Source organism: Aliiglaciecola sp., from assembly GCF_039982535.1.
Classification (GTDB): Bacteria; Pseudomonadota; Gammaproteobacteria; order Enterobacterales; family Alteromonadaceae; genus Aliiglaciecola.
This window is the reverse complement of the sequence record NZ_JBDWYG010000036.1, coordinates 18147-34212: the sequence shown is the minus strand read 5'-3', so window position 1 is coordinate 34212 and position 16066 is coordinate 18147. Positions and strand designations below refer to the sequence as shown.

At 43.6% G+C, this 16066-nt stretch carries 10 protein-coding genes; 3 read left to right on the top strand and 7 right to left on the bottom strand.

Going from position 1 to position 16066, the window contains the following annotated elements:
• Window positions 1-199: 199 nt before the first annotated feature.
• From ABJV04_RS08475 to ABJV04_RS08450, 6 genes are all read right to left on the bottom strand, one after another.
• Entirely contained in the window at window positions 200-3382 is a 3183-nt protein-coding gene (locus tag ABJV04_RS08475) for a TonB-dependent receptor (protein WP_348491089.1), read from the bottom strand.
• Between the two features lie 206 nt (window positions 3383-3588).
• On the bottom strand, window positions 3589-5232 hold the full coding sequence (locus tag ABJV04_RS08470) for a glycoside hydrolase family 43 protein (protein ID WP_348491088.1): 1644 nt from the start codon (window positions 5230-5232) through the stop codon (window positions 3589-3591).
• Window positions 5233-5234: 2 nt separating this feature from the next.
• Complete coding sequence (locus ABJV04_RS08465) at window positions 5235-6551, bottom strand: glycoside-pentoside-hexuronide (GPH):cation symporter (protein WP_348491086.1); 1317 nt, start codon at window positions 6549-6551, stop codon at window positions 5235-5237.
• Between the two features lie 17 nt (window positions 6552-6568).
• Complete coding sequence (locus ABJV04_RS08460; RefSeq protein WP_348491085.1) at window positions 6569-7723, bottom strand: endo-1,4-beta-xylanase; 1155 nt, start codon at window positions 7721-7723, stop codon at window positions 6569-6571.
• 73 nt (window positions 7724-7796) lie between these two features.
• On the bottom strand, window positions 7797-8825 hold the full coding sequence (locus ABJV04_RS08455; RefSeq protein ID WP_348491083.1) for a LacI family DNA-binding transcriptional regulator: 1029 nt from the start codon (window positions 8823-8825) through the stop codon (window positions 7797-7799).
• Window positions 8826-9335: 510 nt separating this feature from the next.
• Window positions 9336-10709 carry a M28 family metallopeptidase gene (locus ABJV04_RS08450; protein ID WP_348491082.1) on the bottom strand — a complete coding sequence of 458 codons (1374 nt, stop codon included), beginning with the start codon at window positions 10707-10709 and terminating at the stop codon, window positions 9336-9338.
• A 412-nt stretch (window positions 10710-11121) separates the two neighbouring features.
• On the opposite strand from ABJV04_RS08450, the gene ABJV04_RS08445 reads away from it, so the two are divergent.
• The 3 genes from ABJV04_RS08445 to ABJV04_RS08435 are packed head-to-tail and all read left to right on the top strand — an operon-like array spanning window position 11122 to window position 13491.
• Complete coding sequence (locus ABJV04_RS08445) at window positions 11122-11895, top strand: gamma-glutamyl-gamma-aminobutyrate hydrolase family protein (RefSeq protein WP_348491080.1); 774 nt, start codon at window positions 11122-11124, stop codon at window positions 11893-11895.
• A gap of 1 nt (window position 11896) precedes the next feature.
• Entirely contained in the window at window positions 11897-12556 is a 660-nt protein-coding gene (locus ABJV04_RS08440) for a VTT domain-containing protein (RefSeq protein WP_348491078.1), read from the top strand.
• Between the two features lie 38 nt (window positions 12557-12594).
• A complete protein-coding gene (locus tag ABJV04_RS08435) occupies window positions 12595-13491 on the top strand; it encodes a histone deacetylase (RefSeq protein ID WP_348491076.1) in 897 nt (298 codons plus the stop codon).
• Window positions 13492-13921: 430 nt separating this feature from the next.
• Here the strand turns inward: ABJV04_RS08435 and ABJV04_RS08430 are convergent, their stop codons facing one another.
• Window positions 13922-15949 carry an NADPH-dependent 2,4-dienoyl-CoA reductase gene (locus ABJV04_RS08430; protein ID WP_348491075.1) on the bottom strand — a complete coding sequence of 676 codons (2028 nt, stop codon included), beginning with the start codon at window positions 15947-15949 and terminating at the stop codon, window positions 13922-13924.
• Between the last annotated feature and the right edge of the window lie 117 nt (window positions 15950-16066).

Below are 16066 nucleotides of genomic sequence, written 5' to 3'. Positions count from 1 at the left end.
CACACAGCTACTCGGGTTCTGTAGATCTGTTATTTAACGTTGCTCTATGGGCCATAATGCAAAGTGGCAACTATTCTATCTGAGTAGGCCATTTAATAAACGTCGGTGTTTCAATGTGACTCACAACGTTAATTTAAAATATATGCGCCCCTTGTGTGAGGCGCATATATGTTGCAATTTTCTTTAGTAGTTTACTAGTTTAGAAGTTGGCTCTAACTACAAAAGAGAATCGTCTATCATTTACAAACCAAGAACGTCCGGTTCGAGTGCCTGCATCGTCAATCTGCATGGTTGTTTTTGTGACAGTATCTAACAAGTTTACTGCTTGAATTCCCATCTTAATATTGTCAGTTACATTGTAAAAAATAGAACCATCAAGGAAACCCGCACTTTCATTATAAATGGGTCTATAGGGGGCAATAACGTCTCTAGCGGTTAACAGATATGCAGAACGCCAGTTATAAGCCAAGCGCGCCGACAAGTCATTCTTTTCATAGGTCAACACTAAATTAGCAGTGTGTTTCGATTGACCTTCAAGGGGCAGTGACTCAAATGCGGCTTCTGCTGGCCCATCTTTAGGTTGGCCGTCAGGTTCAGTCTCGAAGGTATTACTATTGGGTACGCCTTCTGCTTCAATATAAGTGTAGTTAGCCTGTACGCCTAACCCATCAAAAGGAGCGGGTAAAAAATCGAAAAATTGCGAGTAGGCAAATTCAATTCCTTGCATAGTACCTTCATCGGTATTTAGGGGCTTTTGCACTCTCACCGTATTGGTAACCCCATTGTTGGTGTACTGCTCATCAACAGCCCCGGTAACAAAGAAGTTACTTAAATCTTTGTGGAATATGGTTGTGGTTAAAGAGTTTGAAGGACTAAAGTACCATTCCAAGGAAAGGTCATATTGAATTGACTCCATGGGAGCCAAATAAGGGTTTCCAGAGTTACCTTCCCAAGTAGTCACATCGGCACTGTTAATGATTGCTACACCACCGGGTTCTGCAGGTTCTGTTCGGTCAGTAACAAAGATACCATCCTGCACATTTACGTAGTTTTTCAAGTTGCCCGTGTCTGGGTAGGCAATGGCTTTAGAGACAGCAAAACGTGCGATTAAATCGTCGTCTAACTCTACTTTTATGTTAAAACTAGGCAGAATAAAGTCGTCTTTATAAACATCGTTAAGTACCGCTGTACCATAGTTACCAAAGGCACGATCATCAGCCGGTAAATAATTCAAGCGGTCGGAAGTGTCCGTTGGATCATTGGGAATTAGGTTCGGAAAGGTTACCGCGCCATCGGTTTCCCGTTTTACTTCAATGTAACGAACACCAAAGTTACCGGTAAATGGGAACCTAAGCTCATCATATTCAAAATCAAATCGAACATAAGCAGCTTTATTTGTTTCCACAAAAGTATTCGACTCAGCCGGTCTAAAAGGCCCGTCTAATTGTTCATACGTGGGGTTACCATCGGCATCAACACCGTTTTGTATTTGTCGTTCAGACAAAGGCTCCCAATCAGAGGCAATATCCGCAAGCCTACTTCCCCAATTCGCATAGTCTTGGACTAACGCTATTGATGGGTGCAACGTTGTGCCACCAGGCACTATGACATTGTCTCCACGATGATGATTGTCCCAACTAACTTGCTGCACTTCGTCAACTAAACTCGCGGTGGCAGGCAAATCAAGCCAAGCCGCAGCATACCCATCACCATCGGTGTCATTACTAAATATTGCTCCCAATGATTGCCAGTTATAGGCCGAAAAGCGCACGGTTTGTTCGCGCTGTGAGTAACGAACACCCGCTTTTACCGAGGAGAGAAAGCCGCTAGCAAAGATATGTTTAGTATCGTATCTAAAGGCCACCGAATCTCCTTCACTACGCTCGTAATGATCCATTGCCGAGCGCCAATAATATGAAGATTTTGTTTGGAAAAAAGCAGGGTTACTTTCCTGTCCATTTCCACCAGGATGGCCGTTCCACGGTTCCAGAAGTTCAATTTGCGGTATATCGCCCTTTAAGTTCAAACTCATATTGGCTTGAGTGCCTAAATACAGCGTGACATCGTCATCTTTGGTAGTTGCATCAATATATTGAACGTCAAACTCATGGGACCAGGTATCATTAGGTCTAAACTTCACGTTGAAAGCGTAGTCATCAACAATGGTTCGTTGTTCTTTGGTGCGAGTTGTTGATTGATAGGTATTTCCGAATTGTGGCACTGCTGGGTTTCCCCAATCGGCAGCCGTAGGGACACGTTGCTGATCATTGCCATTTGAACGCCAACCACCATCACGTTGGTCGGTAATTGTGCCATTAATGAAAGTACCACTATCGTCAAACTCATAGGAAGGTGTGCCGTCTAAAGGATAAGTGTCACGTCTCAGGCCGTCGGCTTCCGCCCCGTTATTTAGGTCGGTTTGATAACTAAAGGTATTTTCTGTCCAAGCTAAGGTCGCATCGGAACGCATAAATTGGCCAGTGATAAGAGTCCGTCGATCGGGGCTTTCCCATTGAGCAGCCAGAGCAAGCCCTTGTCTTTCACGGTTGATATTGTTTTTCCCAAAGTTTCCGCCATTAGGAGCAAGAACCGTTTGTCCTTCAACTAAATCATCGCGGGTTAAAAATACTTCAGATTGCATACTGTGGGAAAGGCTTTCTAATTCAGACGTAGCGATGTTGACGAGGAATCCAAATTTCCCTGCATCTGTTTTCCAACTATCACTAAACATAGCAGAGGCGCTTGGCGTGGTTTCTTCTATAAGATCACTGTAGGTAAGATCTGCAGAGACTGCGACAATACGTTCTTCTGAATCAAATGGCAGGCGGGTATGCAGGCTGACAGTACCACCAATTCCGCCCTCAATTAAATCCGCACTTTGATTTTTATAGACTTGTACCGACCCCATTAATTCAGGGGGAACATCTTGGAAACTAAGTCCTCGACCCGAGTTGGCAGTAAATGAGTCTCGTCCATTAAATTCACTGCGCGTGGCCGACATACCGCGGATCACTGCTCCACTGCCTTCCACACCAAAGTGATCAGGATCATTGGCTGCGGCAAAGCGTTCAATTGAAATGCCCGGGATGCGCTGCATCGCTTCAAGCACGCTGCGGTCTGGAAGTGCACCAATATCTGATGCGGTGATAGCGTCTACGAAAGTGTCAGCTTCTCGTTTTAATTCTTGCGCTTGAATGACACTAGAGCGTACACCTCGGACGCTGATAATTTCGACATCGGCGTCTTCCACCGTGCTATTAGGCTGTGTTTGTTGTGCAAAATTTTGACTACTAAATCCCATTATTGCTAATGCAATCATGGATTTATTGAATTTTGGTATACTCTTACGTTTTAGTTCGGCTAAATGGTTTTTATGCTTCACGGTTAAACTCCAAGTTCGTATGTCTATTTATGGTTATCATTTTTAATTGTGTTTAATCGGTAATTTAATTACCGCAAGCAGCCCAATTAATGCCGCCTTAAAAAGGGACTAAAATGATTTTTTCGGGCAAACGTCAGTGAGCTAATCTGGACGATTGAAACCGTCTAAGCTAAAAATGACGTTACCCAAAGAATCTGGTTTTTTAGTTATTGCTCGCTGTAGTGAAAGTAATCAAAATCAGCAGGACATTGCTGGCCTGACACATCCTGACAAGCCATGCCTACAAACCCACCGGTGAAATGCGCCCCGTCGCCGCCACCTGCTTCGTCAGAAATAATGCTGTAGTCGAGGTTAACTGGCAGTTTTGTCCAATGAATTTCGTCAACTGAGAAGGAGAAGTTGAGGAGGTGGTGGTCGACATCTGCTCGCAAATATACGGGCCCTTGCTTAGGTAGCAAGAAACGTTTACCGGTTATAAATGCCTCGGTATGCCCCTCGCGAAGACCAAAGGTTAGGGTCAAGTCTTGACTGCCTAAACAACTCATTACATCGACAAAACGGTTCCCCTCATCGTCAATGGAAACATAGCAGTAGTGAAATTTATTGCTGTTGTAGTAACAAATCAGTCCAGCGGTTTGCTGAAAATTGGTGGGGGAGAACTCCATTGCAGTTTGTGCTGAATATTTGAAAGCCTCTTGTCTACGAGCGACTAAAGCATGTTCGTATAATGAACCTATGGATTCTCTTCCAATTAAGCGTAAATAACCTGAACGAGCAGTTAAACTGAACAAACGCTCGGGGTTAGGGGTGCGTAACCATTGGAATTCTGTTGGTAATTCTGCTGTATCAAAGTTGTGGGTGCGTTGCGCTGCAGGCCAAGGGTGTTCGGGGAGGTCTGGCGCCGGAACTTGCAACTCAGGTAAACCATCGGCAAGGGCATTTTCGACCCTTAGCCAGTTATCATCAGTCCAATAGGTTTTCTGCAATCCTGTTTCACGACCCAAGGGGCAACGACGCTCTCCTAGCAAGGGACGGCCACATAAATGCACGAGGTAGGTTTCGCCATTAGACGTTTCAAACAAGTCACCATGTCCGGTGCGTTGTAGTGGCAAATCTTGATTATCTTTAGCGGTTAATAAGTACCCATAAGGGTCTAGCTCATAAGGTCCATCAATATTTTTTGAACGTGCCATGGTCATTGCATGGGTATAAAACGTGCCGCCTTCAGCGGTTAATAAGTAGTAATAACCATTTCGTTTATACAAGTGCGGAGCTTCTGTGCAAGCCAGTTTACTACCAGCAAATATATTCTTGATTTCACCCACTAACTTTTTGGTTTCAGGACAATACTGTTGTAATAAAATGCCGCCGAACCTATTTTTTTCCCGGCGGTGATCCCACACCATGTTAACGAACCACTTTTTGCCGTCATCATCATGAAATAGAGAAGGATCGAAACCGCTCGAATTCATGTAAATGGGGTCACTCCATTCACCATCTATGGTTTCACAGGTGGTTAGATAATTATGGGCGTCTTTAAAATCGCCATTGAATCGTTTTACGTCTGTATAAATTAAATAAAATAGTCCGTCATGATAGCTAAGACAGGGGGCCCACACTCCGCAGGAATCTGGCTCTCCACGCAAGTCCAACAAAGCTTCTCGATTTAGTGGACGGCTAACTAATCGCCAGTTCTTGAGATCTTTTGAGTGGTGAATTTGCACTCCCGGATACCATTCAAAAGTGGAGGTCGCGATGTAAAAGTCATCATCCACTGCAACAATACTCGGATCTGGGTTGAAACCAGGCAGTATTGGGTTTTGTATCATTGGTCGAGTAGGGGTAGTCATTCTTACGCTTCCTTAAAATCACGTGTAAGTTTGTAGAATTTCATGCATGCAAACACCACAATACCGGCAATAACGGAGCTTGCTGAGTACAAGAAGAGGATGCCGTTCAATGCCGATTCGCTTTGGTCTATGTTGGGTTGATAGCCAGACGTTGCGAGTATCCAGCCAGTAAATGCACCGCCTAGGGCGATGCCCAATTTGATCATCAATAGGTGGCCGGAAAACGCCATGGCCATGGCACTTTGACCTAATTTTTTAGCTCCATAGTCGACGGTGTCGGGTACGGCAGAAAATAACAGGGGGGTAAATATCATGTGGACGAAATTGGCTAATATCGTAAATACCAACGCGATCTCCATTCCATCCCGAGGGACAAAAAACAAGGCTCCATTGGCAATCACTATGGCTAATGCGCAAGTGCGCATAAGAGCAACTTTACAGAATCGTTTTACCAGCCAATTAGCACTTAGTGCGCCAGCAATGCCTGCAACCATGCCGCTGGTCATGAATAGTGTAATGAGTGACTCTTGTTGCAAATAATATTGCACATAAAACGGCGTAGTCGCGCCTCGCATTGCCACGCTAATAAGTAGCAACAGACTTACAATTGCAATGATTCGCCATTGATCATTTTGCAGCATTTTGGCGAAGTCTAGCCAAATGCCTTTAAGAATATGATTGGTTGGGGACGTGGGCATTTCGACACGTTCTTTAGTCAAAGAAAAGCAGCCGACAAAACATAATACGGCAACAATGGATAAGGTCGCCATCGCCATTTGAAAGCCATATTGCTCGTTACCTTGACCAAAGTACTCAACTAAGGGCAGTACACTGGCTGTAACAATTGCGCCACCTACCATGGCTAATGCAAATCGATAGGATTGGACGGAAGCGCGCTCAGTTGGAGATGCCGTCATGACGCCACCTAGAGCTGAATAAGGAATATTGATTGCGGTGTAAACTGTCATCAACAACGTATAGCTAATGTAAGCGTATACGAGCTTACCCGTATCACCCAAATCGGGTGTCGAAAAAGCCACAATTGCCAACAAACCATATGGAATAGCGAACCACAATAAATAGGGACGATATTTGCCCCATCTTGTATTGGTTCTGTCTGCAATTCCGCCCATAACGGGATCTGTAAAGGCATCAAATATTCTAACTACTAAGAATAACGTACCCACTGCTGCTGCAGATATTCCAAATACATCCGTATAGAAATACAGCAAAAATCCCATGACTACTTGGAAGACGATGTTACTTGCTGCATCGCCCAGACCATAGCCAATTTTTTCAGTAACGCTTACCTTCTCCATCGTATATTTACCTTAAATTATCGATATTGATTAGCTAGGGCCACTAAATCTTTTACAAAAGCTTTAGCTTGATAGTCTCGATTAAACAGCAGCGGATAGTCTGTTCGCCCTTGCATAGGCCAGTTATTGCGCCAGGTATCATTGTCAGAAACGCCCCAGAATGTGACTCTATCGATATGCTCTTGGTAGCGTAAAAACAGAGTGAATAGGTCCTGATAGGCGTCAGCTAATTTAAGATTGGATGATTTTGAAATGCCATTTACATATGGGTTGAATTCATCTTCAAGAGCAAAATTCAATGAGATATCTGCACCCATATTTTTTTCGTCGGGAAATTTAAGAACAGAAATATCTAGCTCCGTAATCATCATTGATAAACCCGTTTCAGCGACTTTTTGAATACTGTTTTCTAGCTGTTTAAGAGGGGGCTCTAATCCGTAATGACCTTGCTCGCCAATTCCGTCAATACGAATGCCTTTGGCTTTAAGACGTTTGGCCAATGCTATTACACTGTCCATTTTTTCGGCTTTATATAAGTTGTAATCATTGTAATAAAGCTGCGCATTTGGCGCGGCTTGGTGGGCATATTCGAACGCTTTTTCAATAAAGTCTGGACCAATGATGCGTGACCATTTTGAGTCTCTTAAAGAACCGTCTTCGTTGAACGCTTCGTTCACCACGTCCCAGCCTTTGATATCGTTTTTATAGCGACCTGCTAGGGCGAATATATGGGTTTTCATTCTCGACAGTAGAGCCTTACGACTGATGGGCTTGCCAAATTCGTCTTCGAATACCCAATCTGGCGTTTGTTGATGCCAAACTAAGGTATGGCCAATGATGTCTTTGTTGCTGGCTTTAGCATAGGCAACAAGGGCGTCTGCCGCTTCAAAAGTAAAGTGATTCAATTTAGGTTGAATACTCTCCCATTTCATATCATTTTCAGCGGTGAGGGTGTTGAAATGCTGATCAATAATTGCCACCGACTGGTGGTCCTGACCGTTTGCTTGCTGGGTATTGATTGCCACGCCAACATTGAAGTAAGCAGAAAAAGCTTGCTGTAGTGAAAAGTCTGATGCCAGGTTGGCCTTCGTACTATTTGAGTTGGAATGGGTGCATCCAGATACGCAGCCGAGTCCAAAGATTAAAAGTGTCGTCGCTAAAATAAGTTTCATTACTCACCGAAAATTGATAACAAAATGTTAGCGCTAACAATATTTTGTCACATTCGGTTTGTCAATTATAATTTTACGTTAATTTAACATTATTTTTACTTGAATCTCGTAGCTGCACTTGATATTCCAGTACATGACGCATGTTGGAAGCTTTAAGAGTTTTATCTGTTTTAGGGGTCGTTAGGATATCGATGGCCAGTTCAGCCATCTCTTCTAGGGGTTGAGTAACTGTTGATATGTTTGGCCATATGGTGGTGGCAAGTTCAGTGTCATCAAAGCCGACAATAGAAACATCTTCTGGTACATCTAAATGTTTCATGTGTGCAACGGAAACAACGGCTGCAGCCATTTCATCATTTGCTGCAAATATTGCGTCGGGTTTGTTAGGTAACTCAAGTAATCGTTTGGCTGCGTCTAAGGCAGATTTATAAGTGAAATCTCCTTGCTCAATGTACTCTGGAGGCATCATTTTTTGATTTGACCGTAATGCGTCTAAATACCCTTGATAACGCATTCTACTTGCGCCTTGATTTGGGCTACCAATGATATGTGCAATTCGAGAGTGGCCGCTTAAAATAAGCTGTTCAGTGATATCGAATGCCGCTTGATAGTCATCGATACAAATGTAAGGACTTGCGGTTAAATTGATGTCAGGAGCAATACGTACAAAGTCGATATTCGCACTTTCTACTAAGTCGACAACCTCAGGTATATTGCTAACAGGGGGTAGTAAAATCAATCCATCTACCTTAGTGACTTCAATTAGATCTTTTATTGTTGCTAAGGTTTTATCACGGTTACCTGTGGTCTCATCCAAAATAATATGATAGCCCGTTGTTCGGCACTTCCGCAGTCCGCCAACTAAAAATTTGCTAACGTATGATGAGTTAGCGTACTCACAGACTAAGCCAATAAAATAAGATTTAGAACTAGCTAGATGTCGAGCCGCTATATTGGGCTTATATTGCATTTCCTTGGCAATTTTACTTACTTTTTCTCGGGTTTTTGCTCCTACTTTAGGGTCGTTGTTCATTACCCTAGAGACTGTCATCATTGAGACGCCAGCTTTATCCGCGATATCTTGTAGCTTAACCTTAGACATGTATTTCTAGCCGTTTTGTTAACAGAATAATTTCCAATTTGTGTAGTCTACTGCATCACAAAGAATAATCCTAAATGTTAATTAACATTTTTTTCTGTGTTTTAGTTATGATTTGTAACAAGGTGATTTTAAATCAGCCGCCAACCTCGCTAGCGTGCTTAATCTAGGCAAAGAATAAATACATGCAAGTTTGAGGTTAATTTGTGTTTTGCAGGTTAACCCTTTTAGCGGGTCTTTTAAGAACAAAACATAATCGTATTTTATTACACAGAATCGCAACCTTGTTGCCCTTATGAAGCTTTAAGCGTTCAATAATACGTTTAATGATGCGTTCAATGATGACAGGACAGGAAAGCTTTTATCATATCTAAAAGCTGTAGAGATTTGATGTACTAGCGCCGCAGTTTTTATATTGGAAAGAGCAAATTGACGATAGTTTTTTATCTAATTTTGGGGGCAAGTATTCACACTTGCCCCCCTAGAATTAAGTTTCAGCTTTGTTTAATCCCTTTATTCGCCAAAAGCACCAGCTGCACCGGGGAAGACAACTGGGCTTTCAAATCCTTCTTTGTTAACGCTGCTGACACCAAAAAAGTAGTTATCAATAACCACATTTTCCAATGTAAATTCGGACACTTTGCCAACATATCGACTGAACTGCCATTGGGGGGCATCAGTGTATCGCCAGTAAATCTTATAACCTGCTAAATCTGGTGCCTGTTCAGGTGAAGCCATCTGCCAACTCAAGGTGGTACTAGGTTGCACTGCACCTTTAATTTCTACATTCGCTGGTGGAGTGGGGGCCCATGCCATACCTGCCAGTGACACTGCATTTAACGCGGTTAATTTGGCAGCATAAGCAAAATTAACTCCGTCAATGGTATCGCCAAACTTTATGCCATTTTCAGTGCGTAGATCTTGATGTTGACGATTGTAATTCTCGTTAGTTTCCATAATACGCACACCGGGATAACCCAGGTCATTAAATGGGCGATGGTGTCCGCCACGGGCAAAACGGTCTAAGCGATAGATCACCATGGTATCTAAATTGGGAATATAACGGTCGGCCATCCAGTCAATGTAACGGGCTAAATTACGACTTGGTGAATCCACTTCGCCACCAGTGAATCGTCGCGTTCGCGCTTCATCTTGGGTTTCCGTTTGACGGGTACCTTCTGCAAAAATACGTGCGCTGGTGTTATCAATAACACCATTTATACCTTCGATATTACCGATCATGTCGTTGTTTAGAACCGCTTTTATCCGCCACCCGCTTTGTTTGGCATGTTCGGCTAATATTTTGCCGCCAAATAACCCCTGCTCTTCTCCCGCCAGCGCAGCATAAACAATAGAACCATTAAATTGATATTTGGATAACACTCGGGCTGCTTCTAAGGTGCCGGCGATACCAGAGGCGTTATCATTGGCACCAGGGGAGTCAGAGGTTGAGTTCATTACATCCGAAACTCTAGAATCTATGTCGCCAGACATGATCACGTAGCGCCCAGGATCTGTTTGACCTCGTTGAATGGCAATAACACTTACCACCTCAGTAGCATCGGGGATACGTTTTTCACCACTTATGGTCCCTGATTGAAAATAAACCTGTAAACAACCACCACATTGGGCGGAAATCTTGTCAAATTCTGCCTTTATCCAGCGTCTTGCCGCGCCAATTCCTCGGGTATCTGATTGGGTCTCGGATAAGGTGTGACGGGTGCCAAAGTTTACTAAGGTAGTTATATGGTTTTCAATATTGTCAGCCGAAACTTGCGCCGCAATATCATGTAATTTCTGTTGATCTTGATAGTCCACTTTGTCTTGGGCATATGCACAAGGTAGGCTCGAAAAAATTAAACAGAAAACTAATCTAGAAAGGGTCATGTCAACCTCTTGTTATTTAATGTGCACGGTCACAAACGTCAACCGCTCATAGTCGTTAAGATAATTCTATCTATTTAAACCATAAACTGCTCTGAATGAAATCTTTTATCGTTGAACCGCTTAATTAATGGTGTCAAAAGGAATGATTAAGCCCGCCTAGGGGGTTAGTGATTGCCTAGTCTAGGCATAGAAAAACTACACTTAGGTTTGAAATTAATTCACGTTGCCAATAATAAAATATAGTTTTTGATTTCGAATTTCACGCTGGTTGATTGGTTAACTATCTGATTCCAATGTGGAATTTTAAGGTTTTTCAGTGGTGTTCAAAAGTGGTTCGGTCTTTGCTGTTTAACTCTATTAGAGAATCTTTTATGAACTAAACAGAATTAGTATTTTGACAATGGATGGACTTATGGCAGTGAATAACAAACCGAAAATTGCAGTTACCGGACCCAATAGCTCTGGTCTCACTGCGTGGCTATTTACTGCCTTAAACGTGCGTTTAGCGGGAGGAGTGCCGGTACGCGTCACGCCTGACAAATTTACTGGTCACATTGATTTTGATGGCGTCATCATTGGTGGCGGTTCCGATATTCATCCAGACAATTACACCAAACAAGCATTACCTAAAGTCGAACGTTCCATGTGGTTAAAAATCAAAGAAGCATTGGTGTATCCCATGGAGTTTCTAAGTCGATTCTCAACCGGTGAATACGACAAAGCCCGTGATGCCATGGAACAAGAATTTATCGACTACGCTATGGAGCACGATAAACCTATATTAGGGATCTGTCGCGGGCATCAACTTCTTAATGCAGAACTCGGTGGCAGCATGTACCAATCTACATTGCCACTGTTACAGGAAAAAATGCGGATCCGTAGTCCATTCCCCCGTAAAAAAGTGATTTACACCAAAGACAACACACTGATCAACGACATAGTGGGTGATGATCCTATTCGCGTAAATGCCATTCACTCCCAAGCCATCGCGGAGCCAGGAGACTCTTTGCAGGTAACCGCAAAGGAAAAAGCTGGCATCAATCAGGTTATAGAAAGTAAAGACAGTGACAACGTCTTGGGTGTGCAGTGGCATCCAGAGTATTTGTTTTATATGAAAACCCACAGAAGTATTTTTCAATGGTTAGTACAACAGGCGAAAAATAGTAAAAATAATAAGGAAGGGTGAGATGAAAAAACATAATGGGATTAAATTAGGGGTAATCGTTGCTATTTTGGCCGGTGTTGTTGCGGCGTATTTCTTAACACCTTTAGGGGAATATTTGAGTATAGATAAGATCACTGAACTAACCAGCAGTGTTCCGCAAAACCTTGTCACAGCGTTAGTTTTCTTGGGGATATTTTTTATAGGTGGGAGTTTATTGGTGCCTATTCCTCTGATGGCTTTTGCCGTGGGCTTGGTATTTAATATTTGGATTAGCTTGCTAATTTGTATCCCTGGATTTCTACTGGCAAGCCTCAGTGGTTATGGCGTCGGCAAATTCATGGGCGTTGAAGTATTTGGCCAAAAAGTGAGTAATAGCTTAGACAAAGTAAAAGATAAGATGGATGATAAAGGCGCTTGGGCAGTCCTTGCACTACGATTAGCACCAACACCGCCATTTACAGTAACCAGTATTATCGGTGGTTCTTTAAGCATTAATATTTGGAAATATGCGTTCGGTTCTACTGTGGGGATTATGCCCCTTGGTCTGAGTGCGGTATTCTTTGGAGAAGGTGCGCTGCAGATGATGAAAGACCCTTCAGGGTTAGCGGCTACCTCATTGGTTGCTGCAATTATTCTGTTTATTGTTTATCGTGTCATGGTAAATAAGCAGACCGAGCAGTAAAGCTCAGTAGTTAGATTAATTTTATATTTTGGAAGTCTATGATCCCACTGGTATTTCATCCTATTTATTCGATTCTAGATTTACCGGTGAGACACCGATTTCCGATTCAGAAGTACCAAGCTATTCATACCGCACTACGTCAGTTTGGGGTGCCAGAGGCTAGTTTCCATCAACCCCAAGCGGTTAATATCGAAAGCCTAAAGTCGGTTTTAAATCCCTTGTATGTGCAGCAGTTGACTACCGGCACCCTTGATCCTAAAGCCATGCGTCGCATTGGTTTCCCATGGTCTGAACAATTGATTGAACGAACTCTTACCGCCGTTGGAGGAACGATTTTAACCAGTCAACTTGCCTTACAGACCGGTAAAGCTATCAATTTAACCGGAGGTTACCATCATGCTTTTGCTAATTTTGGCTCAGGCTTTTGCATGGTAAACGACTTGTATCTCAGCGCCTTAAATATGTTGCAACAGCCCAATATCGATCGGATTTTGATCTTCGATTGTGATGTGCATCAAGGGGATGGGACTGCCAAATTGGCCGAACGAAACGCCAACGTTAAAACTGTTTCCATTCATGGCGAAAAGAACTTCCCTCACCGAAAACAAATCTCAGATTATGACTTTCCATTACCCAAAGGAACCACAGATGATGCCTATTTGGAGACTGTGGATTCAGCGTTAAATCTAGCTGTAAATATATTCCAACCCGATGCCGTTATTTATGATGCTGGGGTGGATGTCCATGAAGATGACGACTTAGGACATTTGTGCATGAGCACCGAGGGCGTATACGCCAGAGACAAATTAGTCCTCGATTTATGTGAACAAAAAGGCCTTCCCGTCGCAGCCGTTATTGGTGGTGGGTATCAGCGAGATATCGATGCCCTAGTCAAAGTGCATTTACAGTTGTTCAAAGCCGCAGGAGTTTATTGATTTCCCCCGAGGATAAACGCATCCATGATAATCGCGAATAAATCGCGGGGCTAAAGCACCCGCCTACAGGATAGGGAGGTTCAATTAACCCTTTGTAGCATGGGCTTTAGCCCATGGGGGTGCAGGATAAACGCATCCATAATAAGCGCGAATAAATCGCGGGGCTAAAGCACCCGCCTACAGGGGGGGGATGTTTAATTATCCCTCTGTAGCATGGGCTTTAGCCCATGGGTGTGCAGGATAAACGCGTCCATGATAAATCGCGAATAAATCGCGGGGCTAAAGCACCCGCCTACAGAATTGGGAGGTTCAATTATCCCTTTGTAGCATGGGCTTCAGCCCATGGGTGTGTAGGGTAAACGCGCAGGATAGGGAGGTTCAATTAACCCGTTGTAGCATGGGCTTTAGCCCATGGGTGTGCAGGATTATGCTAGATTGATGCGGCTAACTCTGCACCTTGTCTTATGGCTCGTTTAGCATCAAGTTCGGCGGCCACATCTGCACCACCAATAACATGGACAGTCATACCCGCAGCGACCAAACTCTCTTCTAATTCACGGAAGGGCAATTGACCGGCGCAGATGATAATATTATCGACTTCTAAAAGTTTAGGCTTATCGCCAACCTTGATATGAAAGCCTTGGTCGTCAATTTTTTCATAGCTTACTGAGTTGATCATGTTCACATTGTGATGGGCTAGGGATGTGCGGTGGATCCAGCCGGTAGTTTTACCTAAATTTGCGCCCACCTTTGTGTCTTTGCGTTGCAGTAAGTAGACCTCTTTGTCGGTTGGTGCAATCTGCGGGGGCATTAATGCCCCTGGATTGGAATAACTTTTGTCAATGCCCCAGTGAGTTAACCATTTATCTAAATCGGTGGTGAGATGTTCGTGTTCCACTAGGTATTCAGCCACGTCAAAGCCAATGCCACCCGCACCGACAATAGCCACCCGTTTGCCCACAGGTTTGTGGTCTCGCAACACATCTAAATAACTCATCACACTAGGATGTTCGATACCTGGAATGCTTAATTGCCGTGGTTTGATGCCAGTTGCCATGATGATTTCAGTAAAACCTTGTGCTGCTAACATTTGGGCATCTGCATTGGTGTTTAGATGCAAGTTCACACCTAAAACCTCGATTCTTCTTCCGTAATAACGCAAGGTTTCGTAAAACTCTTCTTTACCGGGAATTTGTTTAGCGTAGTTAAATTGGCCGCCTATTTCAGCGGATTTTTCAAACAGATGCACCTCATGTCCGCGCTCTGCGGCATAAGTAGCAAAAGCTAAACCTGCTGGCCCTGCACCTATGACCGCAAGTTTTTTAGGCTCTGCCACCGTTTTGAAAATAAGCTCTGTTTCATAACAAGCTTGAGGATTAACCAAGCAACTTGCGCGTTTTTGGGCAAACGCATGATCTAAGCAGGCCTGATTACACGCAATACAGGTATTAATTTGGTCTGATTCATTGCGCATGGCTTTGGCCACAAAGTCGGCGTCGGCTAAAAATGGTCTGGCCATGGATACCATATCGGCATCACCATGGGCTAACACTGACTCTGCCACTTCTGGGGTGTTAATGCGGTTCGTGGTGATAAGTGGGATCTCGACCTCGGATTTTAAGCGTTTTGTTACCCAAGTGAATGCGGCTCTGGGGACAGAAGTGGAAATTGTGGGTATTCGAGCCTCATGCCAGCCAATACCTGTATTGATTAAGGTTGCCCCGGCTTTTTCAATTTCCTTTGCCAAGTACACTACCTCTTCCCAGGGGGCGCCTCCCTCAACCAAATCTATCATTGATAATCGGTAAATAATGATAAAGTTTTCACCCACTTTTTGCCGCGTCTGCTTAACGGTTTCTATGGCTAAACGGGCTCTATTTTCTAAACTGCCGCCCCATTCATCATCTCGTTGATTTGTTCGTTGGCAAAAGAACTGATTAATCAAATAACCTTCTGAGCCCATAATTTCAACACCATCATAACCAGCAAATTGGGCGTACTTGGCACTGTTGGCGTAATCTTTAATGGTGTTATACACACCTTTGGTTGAAAGTGATCTGGGTTTAAAGGGGGAAATCGGCGCTTTTACCGCGGACGCAGAAACGTTTAATGGGTGATAACCATAACGCCCGGAATGCAATATCTGCATGCAAATCTTGCCGCCGTGGGCGTGCACCGCATTGGTGACTACCTTATGCTTTTTGGCGTGTCGACGGCTGCTCATTCGCCCTGCAAAAGGGGCCAACCAGCCAGCGATGTTAGGACTTACTCCCCCTGTAACTATTAATCCTACACCACCCTCAGCGCGTTTGGCGTAAAATGCAGCGAGCTTTTCAAATCCACCTTTTTCTTCTTCAAGACCGAGGTGCATTGAGCCCATTAAGGTGCGATTTTTTAAGGTCGTAAAACCAAGATCCAAAGGGCTTAATAAATGTGGAAATGCCGAGGGTATTGTCATATCTTTATCCTTAATTATTATTCGCCAAGATTAGAACGCATATGCACAATACGCAACTATGCATAGGCGCAACTTTGCAACAAACACGATTATGCAAAACCGCAACTGTTAGGATAG

Excerpts from the sequence above, each read along its gene's own strand:
- ABJV04_RS08435 (WP_348491076.1), top strand. The coding sequence starts at position 12,595 with ATGATCCCACTGGTATTTCATCCTATTTATTCGATTCTAGATTTACCG.
- ABJV04_RS08455 (WP_348491083.1), bottom strand. The coding sequence starts at position 8,825 with ATGTCTAAGGTTAAGCTACAAGATATCGCGGATAAAGCTGGCGTCTCA.
- ABJV04_RS08430 (WP_348491075.1), bottom strand. The coding sequence starts at position 15,949 with ATGACAATACCCTCGGCATTTCCACATTTATTAAGCCCTTTGGATCTT.
- ABJV04_RS08465 (WP_348491086.1), bottom strand. The coding sequence starts at position 6,551 with ATGGAGAAGGTAAGCGTTACTGAAAAAATTGGCTATGGTCTGGGCGAT.
- ABJV04_RS08470 (WP_348491088.1), bottom strand. The coding sequence starts at position 5,232 with ATGACTACCCCTACTCGACCAATGATACAAAACCCAATACTGCCTGGT.
- ABJV04_RS08450 (WP_348491082.1), bottom strand. The coding sequence starts at position 10,709 with ATGACCCTTTCTAGATTAGTTTTCTGTTTAATTTTTTCGAGCCTACCT.
- ABJV04_RS08460 (WP_348491085.1), bottom strand. The coding sequence starts at position 7,723 with ATGAAACTTATTTTAGCGACGACACTTTTAATCTTTGGACTCGGCTGC.
- ABJV04_RS08445 (WP_348491080.1), top strand. The coding sequence starts at position 11,122 with ATGGCAGTGAATAACAAACCGAAAATTGCAGTTACCGGACCCAATAGC.
- ABJV04_RS08440 (WP_348491078.1), top strand. The coding sequence starts at position 11,897 with ATGAAAAAACATAATGGGATTAAATTAGGGGTAATCGTTGCTATTTTG.